The organism is Pseudomonas sp. S4_EA_1b (assembly GCF_016307435.1).
Classification (GTDB): Bacteria; Pseudomonadota; Gammaproteobacteria; order Pseudomonadales; family Pseudomonadaceae; genus Aquipseudomonas; species Aquipseudomonas rhodesiae.
Genome location: NZ_JAEILC010000010.1, coordinates 24,443 through 43,508, shown reverse-complemented (window position 1 = coordinate 43,508; position 19,066 = coordinate 24,443). Strand labels below are relative to the sequence as shown.

The 19,066-nt window shown below is 64.3% G+C and carries 21 protein-coding genes; 11 read left to right on the top strand and 10 right to left on the bottom strand.

The genetic code is table 11. The features are described from left to right. The first annotated feature begins 547 nt into the window (after positions 1-547). Entirely contained in the window at positions 548-862 is a 315-nt protein-coding gene (locus YA0848_RS02835; protein WP_023101682.1) for a DUF736 domain-containing protein, read from the top strand. A 358-nt stretch (positions 863-1,220) separates the two neighbouring features. Here the strand turns inward: YA0848_RS02835 and YA0848_RS02830 are convergent, their stop codons facing one another. Next, a complete protein-coding gene (locus YA0848_RS02830) occupies positions 1,221-1,517 on the bottom strand; it encodes a helix-turn-helix domain-containing protein (RefSeq protein ID WP_023101681.1) in 297 nt (98 codons plus the stop codon). A 242-nt stretch (positions 1,518-1,759) separates the two neighbouring features. On the opposite strand from YA0848_RS02830, the gene YA0848_RS02825 reads away from it, so the two are divergent. From YA0848_RS02825 to YA0848_RS02780, 10 genes are all read left to right on the top strand, one after another. Next, entirely contained in the window at positions 1,760-2,110 is a 351-nt protein-coding gene (locus tag YA0848_RS02825; protein ID WP_023101680.1) for a DUF2958 domain-containing protein, read from the top strand. Between the two features lie 109 nt (positions 2,111-2,219). Beyond that, entirely contained in the window at positions 2,220-2,399 is a 180-nt protein-coding gene (locus tag YA0848_RS02820; RefSeq protein ID WP_071560086.1) for a hypothetical protein, read from the top strand. 54 nt (positions 2,400-2,453) lie between these two features. Beyond that, a complete protein-coding gene (locus YA0848_RS02815; protein ID WP_023101679.1) occupies positions 2,454-3,224 on the top strand; it encodes a DUF7011 domain-containing protein in 771 nt (256 codons plus the stop codon). Positions 3,225-3,350: 126 nt separating this feature from the next. Then, positions 3,351-3,617, top strand: a complete 267-nt coding sequence (locus tag YA0848_RS02810; protein WP_020228437.1) for a helix-turn-helix domain-containing protein — start codon at positions 3,351-3,353, stop codon at positions 3,615-3,617. A 26-nt stretch (positions 3,618-3,643) separates the two neighbouring features. Further along, on the top strand, positions 3,644-4,501 hold the full coding sequence (locus YA0848_RS02805; protein WP_023101678.1) for a replication initiator protein A: 858 nt from the start codon (positions 3,644-3,646) through the stop codon (positions 4,499-4,501). A gap of 253 nt (positions 4,502-4,754) precedes the next feature. Further along, on the top strand, positions 4,755-5,393 hold the full coding sequence (parA, locus tag YA0848_RS02800) for a ParA family partition ATPase (RefSeq protein ID WP_016452353.1): 639 nt from the start codon (positions 4,755-4,757) through the stop codon (positions 5,391-5,393). Then, entirely contained in the window at positions 5,390-5,674 is a 285-nt protein-coding gene (locus YA0848_RS02795; protein ID WP_023101676.1) for a hypothetical protein, read from the top strand. Before parA ends, YA0848_RS02795 begins: the two co-directional genes overlap by 4 nt. Further along, a complete protein-coding gene (locus YA0848_RS02790; protein WP_023123541.1) occupies positions 5,671-6,234 on the top strand; it encodes a DUF2840 domain-containing protein in 564 nt (187 codons plus the stop codon). Before YA0848_RS02795 ends, YA0848_RS02790 begins: the two co-directional genes overlap by 4 nt. Further along, the gene (locus YA0848_RS02785; protein WP_023123540.1) at positions 6,231-6,806 is read left to right on the top strand and encodes a S26 family signal peptidase; all 576 of its coding nucleotides are present in this window, start codon (positions 6,231-6,233) and stop codon (positions 6,804-6,806) included. Before YA0848_RS02790 ends, YA0848_RS02785 begins: the two co-directional genes overlap by 4 nt. Before the next feature lie 424 nt (positions 6,807-7,230). After that, complete coding sequence (locus YA0848_RS02780; RefSeq protein ID WP_000132148.1) at positions 7,231-9,234, top strand: relaxase/mobilization nuclease domain-containing protein; 2,004 nt, start codon at positions 7,231-7,233, stop codon at positions 9,232-9,234. 66 nt (positions 9,235-9,300) lie between these two features. Here the strand turns inward: YA0848_RS02780 and YA0848_RS02775 are convergent, their stop codons facing one another. From YA0848_RS02775 to YA0848_RS02735, 9 genes are all read right to left on the bottom strand, one after another. Then, positions 9,301-9,900 carry an ABC-type transport auxiliary lipoprotein family protein gene (locus YA0848_RS02775; RefSeq protein WP_003124411.1) on the bottom strand — a complete coding sequence of 200 codons (600 nt, stop codon included), beginning with the start codon at positions 9,898-9,900 and terminating at the stop codon, positions 9,301-9,303. 92 nt (positions 9,901-9,992) lie between these two features. Then, the gene (locus YA0848_RS02770) at positions 9,993-10,922 is read right to left on the bottom strand and encodes an MlaD family protein (RefSeq protein ID WP_000433686.1); all 930 of its coding nucleotides are present in this window, start codon (positions 10,920-10,922) and stop codon (positions 9,993-9,995) included. 91 nt (positions 10,923-11,013) lie between these two features. Then, on the bottom strand, positions 11,014-11,826 hold the full coding sequence (locus YA0848_RS02765) for an ABC transporter ATP-binding protein (RefSeq protein ID WP_024944155.1): 813 nt from the start codon (positions 11,824-11,826) through the stop codon (positions 11,014-11,016). A 5-nt stretch (positions 11,827-11,831) separates the two neighbouring features. After that, positions 11,832-12,989: an MlaE family ABC transporter permease gene (locus YA0848_RS02760; RefSeq protein WP_000063629.1), complete on the bottom strand. Its 1,158-nt coding sequence runs from the start codon at positions 12,987-12,989 to the stop codon at positions 11,832-11,834. After that, positions 12,986-13,606, bottom strand: a complete 621-nt coding sequence (locus YA0848_RS02755) for a DUF3313 family protein (RefSeq protein WP_000837791.1) — start codon at positions 13,604-13,606, stop codon at positions 12,986-12,988. The genes YA0848_RS02760 and YA0848_RS02755 overlap by 4 nt, the downstream gene beginning before the upstream one ends. Before the next feature lie 15 nt (positions 13,607-13,621). Next, positions 13,622-13,969: a DMT family transporter gene (locus tag YA0848_RS02750; RefSeq protein ID WP_038421338.1), complete on the bottom strand. Its 348-nt coding sequence runs from the start codon at positions 13,967-13,969 to the stop codon at positions 13,622-13,624. Positions 13,970-14,049: 80 nt separating this feature from the next. After that, a complete protein-coding gene (locus YA0848_RS02745; protein WP_095158519.1) occupies positions 14,050-17,154 on the bottom strand; it encodes an efflux RND transporter permease subunit in 3,105 nt (1,034 codons plus the stop codon). A 24-nt stretch (positions 17,155-17,178) separates the two neighbouring features. After that, the gene (locus YA0848_RS02740) at positions 17,179-18,210 is read right to left on the bottom strand and encodes an efflux RND transporter periplasmic adaptor subunit (RefSeq protein ID WP_225984323.1); all 1,032 of its coding nucleotides are present in this window, start codon (positions 18,208-18,210) and stop codon (positions 17,179-17,181) included. 131 nt (positions 18,211-18,341) lie between these two features. Continuing rightward, the gene (locus YA0848_RS02735; protein WP_023093369.1) at positions 18,342-18,983 is read right to left on the bottom strand and encodes a TetR/AcrR family transcriptional regulator; all 642 of its coding nucleotides are present in this window, start codon (positions 18,981-18,983) and stop codon (positions 18,342-18,344) included. Positions 18,984-19,066: the final 83 nt, after the last annotated feature.

Genomic DNA, 19,066 nt, shown 5'->3' with positions numbered 1-19,066 from the left:
GGCACTGGCGAACACGCTGGCGCTTGCTGCGGCAGGTTGTGCAAATGCAGGCCGTCCTCAACGCTGGCGGTTCGTACCCATCACGTCACGAAGGACGGTTCACGCCAGTTCACGGTATGCCTTTCCGGCATCGCTATGGAGCTTCCACGCCACGCCTCAAGACCGGCACCGCAAGGTGCGGCAGGGGCGTTCTCGCGTGTCGTCGGGGGGTTGACCTGGCCCGCGTCAGCGGGCGAGCCGGTGCAGCCTTCATGCGGGGATGCCGAGCCGGCCCCATCTCCTTTCGGAGCGGTTCGGCCCAAGGCGTCCTTGTCTCGTTGTGAATCCTGGCGGTGGCGCGGCTGCGCCTCGGGCTTCATGGCTGCAACCGTCCTTCGAAAACAATTTCCCCGCCGCTGCGCGGCTTCCTCGCGCAGCAAATTCTTTTCGCCTCCCGGCTCTCCACTGCGTTTCGACCGCAAGCGGTGCAGCCAGCCCGTCCCCCGCCGGCCGGATCACAACAAGGACGCGATGGGCGCGAACCTTGTTCAACCGAAAGGAAAACATCATGGCCAACATCGGCACCTTCACCGCAGAAAAAGACGGCTTCACCGGCACGCTTCGCACCCTGACGCTCAACGTCAAGGCCAAGCTGGTTCCCAACGACAAGGGGGACAACGAGAAAGCCCCTGACTTCCGCTTGCAGGCGGCCAGCCACGACATCGGCGCGGCGTGGAAGAAGACCAGCGAGGCCGGGCGGGAGTACATCTCCGTGACCCTCGACGATCCATCGTTCCCAGCCACGGTCTATGCCCGCCTGATCGAAAGCGAGGACGGCACGCACGACCTGATCTGGTCGCGCAGCAAGCCCCAGGCGGCGTGACCGCCGCCCGCAGCGCCCCGCCCCACGGCGGGGCGCTGCGCTGTTTCTTCGCCCCAAACCTGGCAGCGGCAAGCAGCAATCCATAGCAGGTTGCGTTTCCATACGCGGAAGCTGCGTTGGTGCCGTCGGTCAGGGCATGGCGTGTCGGCGCGATGCGCCGCCGGGCTTTCGGGCTGCGCCCCGTGCCGTCGTTGTCGTCACGGCCATTCGGCTTCAATCCCTCACGCCTTCGCGCCTGCGGCGCTGCGCGCTTTGCTTGCCTCCAGGGGAAAGCCCTGCGGGCTATCCCCGCCGCGCTGCGCTTGGCACCCCTTGAGCGCCGCCGAACCGGCCTGCGCCGGATCGGCCGGGCCGGCGCCTACGGCTGGGCCGCTGCTGCTGCGAGCTGGCTTTCAGCCTCGCTCATCAGCACCGCCGTGCTGCATTCGAGCGCGCTGGCGATCTTGAAGATAAGCGCCAGCGTGGGCATGTGTTCGCCGCGCTCGACCTTGCCCATGTGCGAACGCTCGATGCCGGCCAGGTGTGCCAGCGATTCCTGCGCGATCCCTCGTTCCGTCCGTAGCGCGCGCACCGCCGCGCCGAAGGCTTGCGCCAGTTCGGCATCGAAGGTGGTGGCACCGGCCGGGCGGCCAGGTTGGACGGAGCGCTTCTGCATGGACAGAAGCGTCAAATCGCAGGACAATTAAAACCACGTTATCTTTAACTCATTGCCAAAAAATCGCTGTTCCGTGCTTTTACGGAAATCCGCATTTACGGATTTCCACAGAACCGGGGAATCGCATCCGTGTCTTTCCGGCTTCCTGCAATTGCGCTTCCGCGCTTGCGTTCTTCTACGGATGCGATGGCTTGTGCATCCGTGCTTCCACACGCATGCACGGTTCCGTGGGGGTTCTGCCCATGACCTTGCCGCTTGTCACCGCTGATGAACGCGCCCGGCTGCTGGCCCACGGCGCGGCGCTCGCCGCTGGTCAGCGCCTCGACCCGCTGCCGGTGGTGCGCCTGTTCACCCCTGACGCGCATGTGACCTGGCTGCTGGTGTCGCTCGACCCCGCCGATGGCGATACGGCCTATGGCCTGATCGACCTCGGCATCGGCATGCCCTCGCTGGGGACGGTCAGGCTGTCCGACCTGGCCGGCATCGTCGGGCCGCGCAAGCTGCCGTTGCAGCGGGATCGGTATTTCCAGGCGGTGCGCCCGCTGTCGGAGTACGTCCGGCTGGCGCAGGAGAACGACGCGATCACGGACTGATGAACGCCAGCGCGGCCCGGCCAGCCGGGGCGCACTGTGACTATTTCAGTCTTGGTCAAGACCGGGTAGGTCTGAATCGGCATTGATGCACCGAAGCGATGCCAGTCTGATGCAAACAGTCCTGATCTTTGGCGCGGGCTGCGGCACGGTATCCGGTGCCGCGCACCATTTCCGGGTGGCGCAGCCGTCGCATTCAGACGATTTCCCCAACACGCCGGAGCCAAACGGTCTTGACACCGACAGTTACAGCTTAACCGTTTTTGATGATGACCTGATGGCATTTCGATAGCTCCCGCATCGCGGAAATCGTGGCGACGCATCCCAAGCACAGGGAGCTTTCGCCATGACTGATCGCAGCGCCGACCACTGGTATCCGACAGCCGCCTATCTCTACGTCCTGCACCTCGATGGCCCCGCGCTGGCCTGGGAATACCTGCGCAGGAATCCCGACTACCGCCGCGACTGGCTGCGCCGTCGCCGCCGACCGGACGCGGCGCAGGCTTGGAGCCTGCGCCTGTTGGAAAACCCAGCCCTGGATGCGCGCGAAGCGCATCCGGCCTGGTTCCCTGACCACGATGCCGTGGTGCAGCTCTATCCCGACGCCGACCCGCCACCCGAAGCCCATGCCTTCGAGTTCTGGCGCGTTCCTGGCCGCAAGCAACTGATCCACGATGGCAAGCGCCTGGTGCTGGTGGCGCATTGGCCCGGCTGCTGCCTGCGGCTCGCGCTCGCGCCGGGCCTGGAGGACGGTGTGGCCTACCTCTACGCCACTCGTGCCTGCGCCACGCCCTGCACGCGCTATCGCACGCTCGCGGCGGAACTCGACGCCCTGGCTGCCGCCACGGTTGCCGCGCCTGCGGCGGCGGCCCGTTCGCGGCCCACGCCTGCCGCACTGCTGGAGCTGCACACCTTGCAGGCGCTCGACGCGACCCTGGCGGGCGCGTCCTTGCGCGAAGTGGCCGAAGGGCTGTTCGGCGCCGATACCGTCGCGGGCGACTGGCACAAGGACGGCGCCTTGCGCGCCCGCGTGCGTCGGCTGGTGCGCCGTGGCGATGCGCTGATGCGCGGCGGCTATCGCCGCCTGGCACAGCTTCCGCCACTGCCGTTGCAGTAGGGGGGACGTTTCGCAGCCCCTGCAATTCGTCCCTTAGCAAGAAGCCTCGCTTTCTTGAAAGTGCCTTCATCCGGCTGCGTGGTGTGGCCGGGCTTGATGGAGGTTCATCCCATGCGACCAGCTCCCTTGCGGCCTGCCGCCACTGTCTCGACCGCTGCCGCGCAGCCGCAGCGTTACCTCACCAACGACGAAGCCGCCGAGTACCTGCGCTTGTCGCCGCGCACGCTGGAAAAGCAGCGCGTGATCGGCGGCGGCCCGCGCTTTCGCAAGTTCGGCCGGCGCGTCATGTACGCCGTGGCCGACCTCGACGCCTGGGCGGCCGACCGCAGCTTCGAGACGACTTCCGATCCCGAGTACGCCGAGCACCACTCGGCGGACAGCCGTGCGCGCTGATCGCTGGCGCGCGCCAGGCCACAGCCATGTCCATCTCCGCGCTGCCATTCCGGCAGCGGCCCCCGCAAGAACGCGAACAGCTCGACCTGTTCCGCGCCTTGCCGGGCGACATGGCACCGCGCGACAGCCAGGACTTGATGGCCTATCCGTTCTTCTCGCTCGCCAAGTCCAAGCGGGTCAAGCCCATCGACTTCCGGGCGGGCAACGTCACGATCCGCGTGGAAGGCACGCAGGAGCATGGCATCGCCACGATTTGGGATGCCGACGTGCTGATTTGGGCGGCCTCGCAGATCGTGGAGGCGAAGGATGCGGGCCTGCGGCCATCACGGCTGATCCGCGCGACGCCCTACGAGATCCTGCGCTTCGTCGGGCGCGGCAAGTCGCTGCGCGACTACCAGCGCCTCAAAGCGGCCTTGGATCGCCTGCAATCGACCACGGTGGCCACGTCCATCCGCGAGACAACCGGGCGGCGTTTGCACCGCTTCTCGTGGATCAACGAATGGAAGGAACTGGCCGATGCCAGCGGCACGCCGTTGGGCATCGAGCTGATCTTGCCGGACTGGTTCTATACGGGCGTGCTGAATGCGGCCCTGGTGCTGACCATCGACCCGGCGTATTTCCGGCTGACCGGCGGCATCGAGCGGTGGCTGTACCGCCTGGTGCGCAAGCACGGCGGCAAGCAGGCATACGGCTGGCAATTCGACTTCCGCTACCTGCACCAGAAATCCGGCAGCACCGCCAAGCCCTACGACTTCGCCTGCGACTTGCGCGCGCTCGTCGCGCGGCAGTCGCTGCCCGGCTACGTCCTGGGCATCGAGCGGATGCCGGACAGCGGCGCCGAGCTGCTGACCTTCCGGCCCGTGCCGCATACGGCACGGGGATAACTCCGGGAGAGCCTGTGAATAGTGTCGTGCTATCAGGCGTGCGGGGTATCGTGCTATCAGGCGTGGGACTATCGTGCTATCAGGCGTGCCAATCGGCCGCAAACCCGCGCCAGCACTGGGTTTGCGCGCCCTCTAACTTCCCTAACTTAATTTCTCTAACTTGTAGTAGGGAAACGCCGCTGCGGTGGACAACCGCCACGCGGCCACCAACGCAGCAGGAACAGCCAGGCTTTCCAACACGAAGGGCCAGGCCATGATCGTCGCGCTGCTCAACCAGAAAGGCGGCGTGGGCAAGACCACGCTCGCCACCCACATTGCCGGCGAACTGGCAATGCGCGGCCAGCACGTCGTGCTGCTGGACGCCGACCCGCAGGGGTCATCGCTCGACTGGACACAGCGCAGAAGCCAGCAAGGCTTGCCACGGCTTTTCAGCGCCGTGGGCCTCGCACGCGAAACGCTGCATCAGGAAGCCCCGGAGCTGGCACGCCGCGCCGATCACGTTGTCATCGACGGCCCGCCGCGCATCGCCGCCTTGGCGCGCTCCGCGCTGCTGGCGGCCGAGCGCGTGCTGATCCCGGTGCAGCCCAGCCCCTACGACCTGTGGGCCAGCGCCGAGATGGTGGCGCTGATCCGCGAGGCGCAAGTCTTTCGGCCTGCGCTGCGCGCGGCCTTCGTCATCAACCGGCGTGTCAGTACCACCGTGATCGGGCGCGAAGCGCGCCAGGCGCTCGCCGATCAGCCGCTTCCTGCGCTGCGCGCGGAAGTGCATCAGCGCATCGTGTTCGCCGACAGCGTGGCCGCTGGCCGGCTTGCACGCGAGACGGCGCCGGACAGCGCCGCCGCGCGCGAAATCACCGCGCTCGTGGACGAACTGCTGCGGTGGACGACATGACCGCGAAGCCACCACCGAACAGCAAGCGCGCAGCAAAGCGCGTCGGCATCGGCGCGCGTCCACCTGCGAATCCGCACGCCGAGGCGTGGATTCGCCAGGGCGACGCCGACGCGCTGGGCAAGGGCGACCTCTACACGGCCCGCCTCACCCTCGACATCACGCCCGCCATGCGGGCGCGCATCAAGGTCTCTGCCTTCACGCAAGGCGTGACCGTGGCCGACCTGCTGCGCGGCCTGCTGGAACGGGAGTTTCCCGAGAACCGCAGGGAGAACACACCATGACTGCATCCACTGCACTAGCCGCCGCGCCTGCCGCTGTCGCGGCCACGGCCACGGCTGCGCCACAGCCATCATTCATCGCACCTTCCGGCCAGCCAGCCAGCGCGCCGCTGACGCGCGTGGCGCTGGCCTACATCGAGGCCCGTTTCAAGCTCTACCTGCGCTTCGGCGAACCCGCGTGCACGCACCAGCTCGACCGCTGGCGGCGCAGCGCGGTGTTCCTGCCGGGCGCGGTGTTCTGCCGCATCCGCTGGCAGGCCAACGACTACGGCACCGTGCGCTGGCAGCTCATGGTGATGCAAGCCTGCACGCCGCTGGACGCGGCGCAGCGCATCCCCGGCGTACAGCCGGGCGCGCGCCTGCTGCTGCACGCCGAGGGCGACGGGCAAGTGCGCGCCGTGCTGGAACGCATCGACGCCATCGAGGCGCTGGGCATCGCGCCCATCGCCGTCTCGCCTGCGTACTGGCGCACGCTCGCCAACCGGCTCGCCGCGCGCCTGCCGCTGCCCGAGTACACCGCCGAGCGGCACGCCGCCTGGTTAGCCGGGAGGGTGCTGCCATGACCGCCGTTTCCACTGGCGCCAACACCACTGGAAAGGCACCGCGTCCTCGCTCGCGCCTGCGCGCTCGCATCGTGCTCGCGGGCTTCGCCGCCTGCGGCCTCGCTGCGCTCGCCTGGGCGTCCTTCGTGCATCCGATGCCGCGCCTGATCTACAACCCGTCCGACAGCGTTCCGGTGGGCTGGTATCGCATCGCACCACCCGATGCGCCGCGCGTCGGCTCCATCGTGCTGACCACGCTGCCGCCAGACGCCGCCGCGCTGGCCGCGCAGCGCGGCTACCTGCCGGCGCGCGTGCCGTTGCTCAAGCGCGTGGGTGCCGTCGCGCCGCAGGAGGTGTGCATCGCTGGCGGCATCGTCCGCATCGACGGCGTGCCTTTGGCCGCCGCGCTGCTCGCCGACCGCTGGGGCCGCCCGCTGCCATCCTGGCAGCAGTGCCGCCGCCTTGAACCCGGCGAGCTTTTCCTGTTGAGCGTGACCAACCCGTCGTCGTTCGACAGCCGGTATTTCGGGCCGGTTGCCGCATCCGCCGTGATCGGCGTCGCGCACCCGGTCTGGCTGGAGAAGCGCCCATGATCGCCGCCGATTCGCTGCGCATCATCGTGCTATCAGGCGTGTCGATCCCGTGGTGTTCCGCGTGTCATCGCGCGTGCAGTGCGAGCGCATCCGCGCCGCGCTTCGCGCCGCCTTCCCATGTGCAGGCGTCTTGCCTCGAACGCTGCCGGCCTGCGGCCGTCGCCGCGTTCGCCGGCGCGCTGGCTGCTCGCGCAGCAGCGCCGCCGGGCCGCCGCTGCCCGGAGCGTCAGCGAGGGGCAAAGGCGGAAGGCAAGACAAAAGGGTTCGGCACTCTGCCGCCCGCAAAGCCAGTCTGCACGTGGGGGTGGCGCGGCACGGCGCGGCTTCGCCGCCGTGCCGCGTGGGGCGCGAGGCACGCGCCGATGCAGGCATGTCCGCGTGCTTCGCACGCTCGGACACGCCGGAGCTTGCAGGGAGCACAGCCATGACCGACCGCGGCGACCATGATTTCTGGGTGCGCCCTGGCGCGCCGAAGAACCGAGGCAAAGGCCAGGGCCAGAGCTTCGTTTCCAAGGTGCTCAAGCAGGCTGGCAAGGCCAGCGGCGGCAAGTCGGCGGTGCGCCGTCCTACCGCTGGCGGGAGCGGCCAGCACGCCGGCCAGCGGCCCGGCTCACGGCTTGGACGCGGCCATACGGCGGCGCGCTTCGCAGGCGCAAAGCTGACCCCTATGTCACGGCGCGTGACCATCAAGACGCTGCTGGTCAACCAGCGCAACGCCAGTCCGCAGTCGCTCGCCAAGCACCTGCGCTACATCGAGCGCGACGGTGCCGGCCGGAACGGCGAGCCGGGCCGTGCCTACGGGCCGCAGACCGACGAAGCCGACCTCGATGCCTTCAAGGAACGCTGCCAGGACGACCGACATCATTTCCGCTTCATCGTCTCACCTGAAGACAGTGCGGAGCTGGACGACCTGCGCACCTACACCCGGCACCTGATGAACCGGATGGAGGCCGACCTGGGGACGCGGCTGGATTGGGTGGCGGTCGATCACTGGAACACCGACAACCCGCACACGCACCTGATCGTGCGCGGACGCGACGATACCGGCAAAGACCTCATCATCGCGGGCGACTACATCGCCCACGGCTTCCGCCATCGCGCCGCCGAGCTGGCGACGGAATGGCTGGGGCCGCGCACCGAACTGGAGATCCAGCAGACCTTGCAGCGCGAGGTGGAGCAAGAGCGGTGGACGAGCCTCGACCGCACGTTGCAGCGCGAGGCCGGCGAGGATGGCCGGGTGCAGATCGAACGCTTCAACGAACCCCGGCTGCAACGCCAGCGCCTGCTGCTGATCGGCCGCCTGCAACACTTGCAGCGCCTGGGCCTGGCCGACGAGGTGCAGCCCGGCACCTGGGCCGTCCATGCGGACGCGGAGAAGACCTTGCGTGCCCTGGGCGAGCGTGGCGACATCATCCGAACGATGCAGCGGGCCATGAGCGGCAAGCCTCGCGAGCTGGCGGTGTTCGAGCCGGGCGACGACGGCCGCACTATCGTCGGTCGCGTGGCTGCTAAGGGTCTGGCCGACGAGCTGCACGACCGCGGCTATCTGGTCATCGACGGGTTGGACGGCAAAGCCCACTACGTCGCGTTGGACGCCCGCGACGAGCTGGCGAACTATCCCATCGGCGCGGTGGTGGAGGTACGCGGTTCCGCCGAGGTGCGGGCGGCCGACAAGAACATCGCCACGCTGGCGAGCAATGGCCTGTACCGCACCGATCACCACCTGGCGATCGAGCAAGGCCGAGCCAAGCCCGGCCGCGACCCGCAAGAGGCTGTGGCGGCCCATATCCGCCGGCTGGAAGCCCTACGGCGGGCCGGCATCGTGGAGCGCGTGGCCGAGGGGTTATGGAAGGTGCCGGACGACTTGGCCGAGCGTGGCCGCCAGTACGACGCGCAGCGGCTGGGCGGCGTGGCGGTCGAACTGAAATCGCATCTGCCGATTGAACGGCAGGCCCGCGTCATCGGCGCGACCTGGCTGGATCAGCAGTTGATCGGCGGCGGCAAGGGACTGGGCGACCTGGGCTTTGGCGGCGATGCTAGGCAAGCCTTGCAGCAGCGCGCCGACTTCCTCGAAGAACAGGGGCTGGCCCAGCGGCGCGGGCAGCGGCTGATTCTCTCCCGGAATCTGCTGGAAACGCTGCGCAATCGGGAGCTGGCGCAGGCCGCCCAGCACATTGCCGCCGATAGCGGATTGGAGCATCGGCACGTCACAGACGGGCAGCGCGTAGCCGGCATCTACCGGCGCTCGGTCATGCTCGCCAGCGGTCGCTATGCGCTGCTCGATGACGGCATGGGATTCAGTCTGGTGCCTTGGCGGCCGATAATCGAGCCACGACTGGGGCAGCAGATCGCCGCGACTGTACGCGGCGGCGGTGTGTCATGGGAGGTTGGACGGCAAAGAGGTCCTGGGATTGGATCGGGGCCGTAGGCTGTCGTACCGAGTTAAGGTGTCGAGCAGCGTTTTGGCCCTAGCTTCTGTGCTCCGTTAAGACGACTAGTCTGTGCTTATCGACGACGCTGTGGGTGCATGGTTGCTTGCCAATTCCGGTGCAACTCGCAAACGCGCTGCCCCGACCTGAACTGCCCATTCAACGATCTGCCCGGCCAATATATCCGTGGCGACACCGAACGCGCTCACCACATCGGCCTCTCGCTTGCTGCCTGTGGCTTGGATTGCTTCGAAGCGTCTACTGGCAATAGCAGTCCGTTTGGCCGGATCGACCAGTTGCACATCGAGCCGAACCGCGGCGATCGCTTCAGTGCCGCGGTATTCGAGCTGGAACGCCCGCAGCGTACTGCGCAACTCCATATCGGCGCTCATTGGGGTGCTATCGGTAATCACGGAAGTCGACCGCCCATCGCGCATGAAGGCTTCGACGATTCGGTCACGCAGCAGCACCGGTGCGGGGTCGGCCCAACGCACTCCTTGCCAAGCCGACAAGCGACCATCGGGCTGCGCAATGAACAGCCGCTCCGAATCCAGGACGCGACTACTCTCAGGGGCGTAGACGCGCAGCGCCCCGGGTCCCGGAACGGCGCGCGGCGTACTCTCCGCCTGGGCGATGTGATAGTCGGGCAATTTGTAGGTGACCATTGGAGCTGCTTTGGGAAGCACACTGCACGCGGACAAGCCGAGTACTAGCGTCATAGTCACGGCAGCGACGGGAATCATCCTGGCGGAAGTGTTCACGGCTTGGTTTCCTCAATGTTCTCTCCACCGAGCAGGTATTGCGCCGGATTGCGATCCAGTCGGCGCAGCACGGTGTTTAGATTGGCCAGCGCCTGCTGGAGTTCGTGCATGGCAGGACCTGTGGCGGCCAAGCCCTGGTTCAGCGATTCCTGATTGTTTTGCAGTAGCGTCTCAACCCTGAAAGCGGCGCGTTCGAGGGATGCCGTTGCATCACGCGTGTTCACCATGATTTGCTTACCATCGTTATTTAGTAGCAGGTTGGCATCGCGAAGAGTGCTATTTGCTTGGCGCACGGCAGCTGTCGATTCTCTGCTTGCTTCGGTCAGATTGCTGATTAACGTCGCGATCTCGGCCCTCTGGTCAGCGACCGCGCCCGTGGTCTGTTCAAGATTCACCAGACTGCGGTGCACAAGAGCCAAATTCTCCTTCGACAGTAACTCCTGCGTGCGCAGCAAGATGCCGTTGAGTGTCGTCATGCTGTTCCCCTCACCGGAGACCAGGGATGCCATCGCCGAACGTGGTGCGAGGATCAACGGTTCCTCGTCCTCTCTCCGATCCAGCAATGGCACGTTTGGCCCACCGTCGCTCAACTCGATCACCGCGTTGCCGGTAATTCCCGTGATGACCAATTCAGCGCGGGTATCCTGCCGGACCGGGATGGTGGCATTGATGCGTACGCGCGCTATCGCCCGCCTTGGGTCTCGCGGTGAAAGAGAAAGTGCAACGACTTCGCCAATCGTGATTCCGCTGTACTGAACCTGGCTGCCGGGCGTAAGCCCGGTCACTGGCTCATCGAACATAATCCGGTAATACTGGTAATCGTGGTCGGAACGTGTGTCGCTGAGCCAAAGCGCGAAGCCAATACCAATCGCACCGAGCAGCACGACGAACAGACCAATGAATACATGATGGGCACGTGGTTCCATGATCAGACCACCTCGTTCTCAGAGTTTAAATATTGCGTGCGCCCAGCCCAATGCGTGCGCGACGGAAGAATGATGCAGATGCGGAGGGGTTTCATGGCTGCGTCTCTTGGCTGGAAGCACCAGTGGCCTGTGCGGCCGCACGGCCACGGGGGCCGTGAAAGTATTCCTGTATCCACGGGTGCTTGAAGCGCTCGACTGCCTCGATGCCGTCGTTGATGAGTACCTTCTGGTTCGCCAGGACCGCGACACGGTCGCATATGGTGTACAGCGTATCGAGGTCGTGGGTTACCAGAAACACCGTGAGGCCCAGTGCATTGCGCAGGGTCAGAATCAATTGGTCGAAAGATGCAGCCCCGATTGGATCCAGTCCTGCGGTGGGTTCGTCAAGAAACAGGATGTTCGCATCAAGCGCCAAGGCTCTCGCCAGTGCTGCTCGTTTCACCATGCCTCCGGACAACGAGGCCGGATACTTGTCTCCCGCTCCGGCAGGCAACCCCACCAAGCCCAGCTTGCTTCTTGCCAAACGCTCGGCAAGAGGCCGCGCCAGACCGACATGCTCGATCAAAGGAAGAGCGACGTTCTCCAAGACGGTCAGCGATGAATACAACGCGCCCTTCTGGAACAGAATGCCGAACCTTCGCTCCATACGCGCGCGCGCAAGCCATTGGGCTCGCAGTAGGTCGCGCCCCCCGATACGGACCACGCCCGAATGCGGCTTCTGCAGCCCGACGACGCTACGCAAGAGCACGGATTTCCCGGTGCCTGACCCTCCCACCACGCCAAGGATTTCCCCGCGCCGCACGTCCAGGTCTAGGTCCTGATGGACCTGCTGGGTTCCAAACCTGTTGTCCAGGCCGCGCACTTCAATAGCGTGTCGCACACCGTTGTCGGTGTCTTGCTTCACCGCGCTCACCAGCCCATCTCCATGAAGAACAGTGCAGCGATGGCGTCTATCAGGATCACCATGAAGATTGATTGCACGACACTAGACGTCGTGTGGTCGCCTACCGACTCAGCGCTACCGGCGACCTTGAACCCTTCATGGCAGCCGATAGCGGCGATCATCACCGCGAAGAGCGGGGACTTGCTCATTCCGACAAGAAAATGGCGCACCTCGATTTTTTCCTGCACGATGGCAAGGAACTGTGCGGGAGGAATTTCCAAGCTCAGTGCGCATACGGTGGCGCCGCCCGCAATGCCAGCCAAGATGCCTACTAAGGTGAGCAGTGGCAAGGACACAAGAAGCGCCAGCACGCGTGGCAGCACCAGTAACTCGATGGGGTCGAGCGCGTTGGAGCGAAGCGCATCGATCTCTTCATTTGCCTTCATCGAACCGATTTGGGCGGTGTACGCGCTTGCGGTACGGCCTGCAATCAATATGGCCGGGAGCAGCACTCCGAACTCGCGCATGAACGAGAAGGCGACCAGATGCACCGAGAAGATGCTCGCACCGAAGTTGGCCAGCACCGTTGCTCCCAGGAACGCCACCACCATTCCTACCATGAAGCTCAGTAGCGCCACGATGGGAATGGCGTCCACCGCTGATCGCTGGATTTGAGCGATCACCGAGGTCGCGCGCCAGCGACGCGGGTGACGAACGGTACGGCTCCATGTTTCGATGATCTGGCCCACGAACCCGGCCAGACCAAGACACGCACGACAGCCCTGTTCCAAGGTCAGGCCTATGCGTCCCAGACCGCGGAGCAGAGGATTCCCGCTCACCGCTGCTTTCTCCGTCTTCTGCTGATCGGTAGCAGCGGCGGCCAGCGCTCTCATTAGGGCGAGGCGATCCGAGGACAGATTTGGAGCTGCCTCCGGCCGGTCGAGTATCGAGTCTGGCCCGAGAATTTCCACCAGCAGAGCCGCGCCGGCGGTGTCCAGTCTCTGGACTTGCGTCCAGTCGAGTAAGGGAGTGGCGTACCCCTCGGCATGACTGATGCGGGCGGCGGACACGGATTTTGCCAGACTGGCGTAGTGCTCTATCGTCCAGTCGCCACCCGCCAGCCATTTGTGATCACCGCCGACCATGGCATCCTGCCGGAGCCAAGCCTGTGAAGCGTTGCTCATGGCTGCGTGTCCCGCCAAGCGCTGTCGATGCGCTCGATGCAGTTCGTGATCGCCGCTTTGGCATGACCCAGCAATGTGTACGAACCGGCGAACTCTTTAATGACGTTGCCGCGCTCGAAGCAACTGGCGGCAGCAACCCGGCGTCCCGTCCTTAAATCGACTGCTTCGAACTCTAGGCTGGCACCACCCGTCGTCACGGGTCCAACCAGCAGGGTCGTCATTGCATTGACTGCCCGATTCGGTGTCTGCAGTTCGGTGACCGCTACACGCACCCGAACCTGTCCCGCGCCACCTGGGGGGGCGGGACTTTTGCCTTCCTGGCGTTTCAGTTCGCTCGTCACATGGTCTAGCACTTCGCGCTGCTGCGCGTCATCGAGCCCATCGATGCGACCCGAGGCGGTCTTGATCTGCGCTTCTTCCACCACGACAGCGGCATAACGCTTGGGCTCGAATCCCGCTGCGCGGTACATCAGTACGTTCTCGTATCGTGTCGGCGATAACTTCTCGTAGTCGCCGAGAAATCCGGAGCGCGTCATGCTGTTGGTCGCGCATCCAGAGAGCGCGCCTGCTACGCAAAAAAAGATGCCGCCGCGGATCAATGCAGTTTTGCTCTTCATAATGGGTCTCCTTGATCAAACGAAACTAAGACAGGCAATGCCTGCTGCGATGAGGGCGGTGCCAGACCAGCGCGTTACCGATGCGACATCGCCTAGTAGGAGGGCGCCGACGCCCAAGTTTCCAAGTAGCCCGATTCCTGCCCAGGCTGCAGAGGCCGCGCTGATCGGAATCCGCTTGAGCGCGAACCACAAAAGTGCGCCGCTGGCCGCCATGCACGTCACTGCCACACAGAGGCCGACCCAGCGCATCGGACCGCCCGCCGTGATGGCCCGCAGGCCCAGTGGATAGCCCGCTCCTAGAACCCCTGCGGCAATGACAATCGACCAGGATTTCCAGATCAGCGGATGGGTGCTGAATCGCATAAGCCTAGCGAGACATACGCATGAAGCGTGGGTGCATACGAATTCTGAGAATGCGCAGCACGCGGCGGCTCGCAAGAGACTCATGAGCGATCTCCATGCGCGGTGGCGACACTCAGGTTCCACGGCCCAATTCGCTTGATTCCAAACAGGACTTCGTAAAGCAGCGGAATCAAGCCCAACGTCACCAGCGTTCCGAGTGCCAGCCCACCGATCATCGCGATCGCCATCCCTTTCCATAATGGTCCGGAGAAGAGCATGAGTGGCACCAGTCCCGAAATGCAGGTGACCTTGGTCATCACGATTGGACGAAGCCGTTGTATCGCGGCCCCAACCAAGGCTTCATGGCGTGGCAGGCCTTCCGCTAGCCCCTGGTCGATGCGTTCCAGCAAGAGCACGGCGTTGTTGACAATGATCCCGAACAGGGCCAGTACGCCGAAGGTCGCCATGAAGCTGAAAGGTGTGCCGGTCAGCTTCAGAGCCAATACCACGCCGATAAGCGTGAAAGGGATCGTCGCGAGGATCACACCGAGCTTGCGGAAAGAATTGAACTGCCATACGAACAGCATCAGCATCGCCAGAAATGCGAGGGGCATGTAGGTCAACAGCGCGGCGTTCGATTCGGCGGCTTCCTCGATCTCGCCGCCAAGTTCAACCGAGTAGCCCGCGGGCAGGTCCAGGGCAGCGACGCTAGGCGCCAGGCGGTTGATGATCTCCTGGGCGGTGTAAGAGGTGTTCTGTCCTTGCACGGTGATCGTGCGGATGAGATTGCGCCGTTGGATGACCGAGGGCTCGCTCGCGAGCGATACGTCTGCGACCTGAGCCAGCGTCACCGCTGGACCGCCGTTGGTGGGATAGATGAGCGTCGCGCCTACGTCTGCCGTGCTGCGACGCTCGCTTACGATACTGCGCAGGACGATCGGGACGGAGGTGTCACCGTCGCGAATAACCGAGATCGATCTGCCGCTGTAGCGGACATCCAGCCCGCCAGCGATGTCTTCAGTCGTCACGCCCGCCCGACGCGCGCGGTCCTGGTCGACCCGTACGTCGATGCGGCCAACGCGCGTATCCCAATCGTTCTTGACGTTGATGGTGCCGGGCAGCTTGCGCAGCGCTGCTTCGATTTTGGACGCGGCCCCCAACAATACCTCCTCATCCGGACCGCTGACGCGATAAATGGCAGTCCCTGACTCGGTCGCACCGAGCGAGAAACGCTTGGGCTCGGCGCGCACGTCGCCATGTGCTTGCGCAAAGTAGCTGCGGGTGCGGGCGAGGACGGCGTCGATGTCGCTCTTCGGCTTCAATGTGACAACGAAGTACGCGATGTTCGATGCCGGCAGTGGTGGATTCAGGCTAAGGATGAAGCGCGGGCCACCATCGGCGACGTAGCCGATGTGATCGGAGACTTCTGGATTGATGTTCGTGTCGCCCAGCCAACCACTGATCTGCTTCACGCGGGCGAGCGTTTCGCGCGAGTCGGTACCGGGGGCGAGCTGCACCGGAATCTGGAACTGAAGCCGGTCGGACTTGGGCATGAAATCGTACGGCAGGGTGGTGAAGCCATACAGCGCAATGGCAAGCGCCGCGATCATCGACGCTACATAGACCGCCTTATGGTGGAGCACCCACTCCAGTACGCGCCGGTAGCCACGGTAGAAGCGGGTGTCATAGGCGTCGCCCTGCTCCTGCTTGTGATGGGGTTTGGCGAAGTGGTAGCACAATAGGGGCGTGACAGTCAGGCACAGCAGCCACGAAGCGAACAACGTCAGTGCCAGCACGACCACGAGATTGTGCAGATACTCGCTCGTGGCGTTCTGGCCAAAAAAGAACGGCGAGAACACGATCACGATCACGAGCGAGGACGTGAGCAGCGGAATGGCGAGCGTGCGGCCCGCCTCGAGGCAGGCATGCTTACGATCTTCGCCACCGGCCAGGCGGCGTTCGATGTCTTCGGCAATCACAATGCCGTTGTCCACCAACAAGCCGAGCGCAATGATGATGGCGCCCATCGAGACGTTCTGAAGCTCGATGTTCATCGCGCGCATGACGATGAGTGCACTGAGGATCGTCAACGGCACGATCATGCCCACGATGATCCCGGTGCGCCAACCGAGAAATAGCACGACGACACCGAGGACGACGATGATCGTCTCCATCATGACTTGGTTCATTTTGCCCATCTCGTGCTTGACGACATCGGCCTGGAAAGTGACGTATGACAGATCGAAACCCGCCGGCAGCAGCTTCTCCTGGTCTGCAACCCGTGCTTTGAGCGCTTTTCCGAACTGCTCCACGTTCTGACCGGAGGCCATCGAAACCGCCATGACGACAGCGGGCTGGCCTTTGTAGATGGCAGCAGATTCCGGCGGATCGGCTGGCCGCACACTCACCTGCGCCAGTTCACCCAATGCGATCGTCGGCACGGGCGCCGTACTACTTTGCGGTCGTGGCAGCGCGATCGGCATTGCTCGCAGGGAGGGAGCGTCACGCACTTCGCCACTGACCGCCAAGGTTGCATTGATGCCGCCGACAACAATTTGTCCACCCGAAGCGACGACGTTCTGTTTGACGAGTTGGTCGATCACCCCCTGTGGTGTCAGCTCCAATCGCGCGAGCCTAGGCCGATCGAATTCGAGATAGACGCGCTCTTCCTGCAGGCCGTAGAAAGTGATGCGCTCAATACCAGGCACGGTGTACAGGCGGTCGCGCATCTGCTTGAGCGCGACGCGCATCTCGCTCATGGAGTAACCTGGTGCAGTGACCGCAATCGAGGCAACCGCGACGCGGCCGAAGTCTTCGTCGACGAAAGGCCCCATCGTGCTCTGTGGTAAGGCATCCTTCGAATCGGCGACCTTGGCCCGGACGCGCTGCCAGATCGGTGCCAAGTCGGTGTAGCGGTCCCAGATCGTGACCTGGATCATGGCGCTGCCTGCGCGCACGGTGCTCGTCACGCGCTTGACCTCTGCCAGTTCGCGCAAGCGCTCCTCGATCGGCCGGGCAATGAGTTGCTCAACGCGTTCGGCGGGCAGCCCCGGGTTCAACGCCGTGACCATCGCATCGCGGACCGTGACAGTCGGCTCCTCCTGAGAAGGAAAATTCAGGAAGGTCGCGATGCCGGCGACGAAAATGATGAGCGCTACAAAGTAGGTAAGTCGACTGGCGCGCAGCGCCATCTCGGTGATCTTCATGATGAAGTAACCTGGTGGATCGCGTTAGCGCTTGGTCAATTGAGTGGTGGCTTCCAGTGGTGTCACTGGCTGTCCATCGGTGAGCCATCCTCCTCCGGCGGCAACCACCGTCTCGCCGGGCTTGAGTCCAGCGAGGACGCGCGCGCTGTCTCCTTCCTGTACCGGCGTGAAGCGCACCGCGCGACGGTGCACCTTCTTATCTTCAGGGGTGTAGACGAAGACGGAAGCCTCGCCCGGCTTCGTGCCGAGCACCAGCGAGGCATAAGGTATGGATACAGTCTCGGGCCGAGAGGTCTTGGAGGTTGCCGCAGGTGCGTCGAGCACGACCTGTACGGGAATACCTGGCCGAAGTGCGCGCGCTTGCGCGTTATCTTCAGGCACTAGCACCACGGGTAGGAGCGAGCCATTTTCGGCGCGCAGACCGACACGACGTACCACCGCTCGGATTGGTTGTTCGGCTCCGCTCCAGCTCAGTTCTGCGCGTTGGCCGACATCTATGTGAGGTGCCTGTGTAGTAGACGCGTTCGCGATGATCTCAGTGCCACTGCGCACGCCGTCGACCTGAAATACCGGCGCACCAGCAGCAATGTCGGTGAACGCCAAAGCCAGCTTTTCCGCCACGACACCATCGAAAGGAGCGACGATCATCGTGCCACGTTGTGCTCGTTCGGCCAGGCCAAGCGCCGCCTTGGCAGTGCGCGCTTGACCCTCTGCGACCGCTAGCTGCGCCTTCGCGCTCTCGAACGCAGCAGGGGAGATGACTTCGCTTTCGAGCAACCGGCGCTGTTGATCTGTCTGTACACGTCGATCCATCAGGCCGGCTTCGGCGGCCGCCAGGGATGCTTGCGCTTGTGTCACGCGAAGCCGGTCAGGTTGCGCATCAAGTTCTGCCAGGACTTGGCCGCGGGAGAACCGTTCACCCACGTCGACGTTCAACTTGGCGATCCGTCCTCCTGTTTCAAATCCTAGGATGCTGCGCTCGGTTGCTCGCGCCGAGCCAGTCAATTCGATGCGAGAGCTATGCGGGAGATCCGACTGCGCGGCGGCGAGCTTCACTGCGCGCGGAGGCTCGGATACGGTGGATTGCGAGTTTCCGCACCCTGAGAGCAGAGTCGAAATGGATAGTGTGCAAGCAACCGCCAAGGAGCGCGGTGCGCACGCGGTCATGACACCGCTACGGACGCGACTCATGTGCGTCCTTTTGCCGGGACAAGTTCGAGATGGCCCGAGGCGAGATCCTGGAGCGCCCGAAAGAAATGCCGCCGCTCTGCGGGTGCGAGTATTGGCAAACCCAGAAGATCGGCGAACAGGGCGCCATCCAATGCCAGCATGATGAGTGCCGCGGTCTCGGTGCCACGCGGGGATCGACGCACGCGTTCGTACTGCACGCGGTACCACTCGCGCAGTGGGTCGAGAAGTGTTGGATCTTCCGCAGCTGCCGCGAGCAGCGCTGCGCCCATCTTCTGCATCTCGTCGTCGGGCATCGCTTCCACCTGGCTCGACAGCCAGGGGTCCGGATCTCCGGCAAACCTGCGCTCGTGATTGGCTTGTACCGCGTCGAACGCCCGGATCATCTCGTCGATCAGTGTCACGAACAAATCGCGTTTGGTCTTGAAGTGATAGAGAAACGCCCCTTTGCTCAACCCGGCCCGCACAACGACGGCGTCCAGTGTCAAGCGACTGGCACCTTCCTCCAGCACCAGTTCGCGGGCGGCCTGCAGGATGCGGTCGCGAGTTCGCTGGGCTCCTTGCTGGAGGCCGGGCTGCGCATCGGCGCTGCTATGGGCAGTGGACGGGGGGGGCAACTTTGTTTTCGCGCGGGGCGGCATGGTCGTGCTCCAAAAAAGCTTGAGTCATATACAGTCCAGACGGTATAGTAGAAGCCATACAACAGTCCGTCAAGACTTTTTCG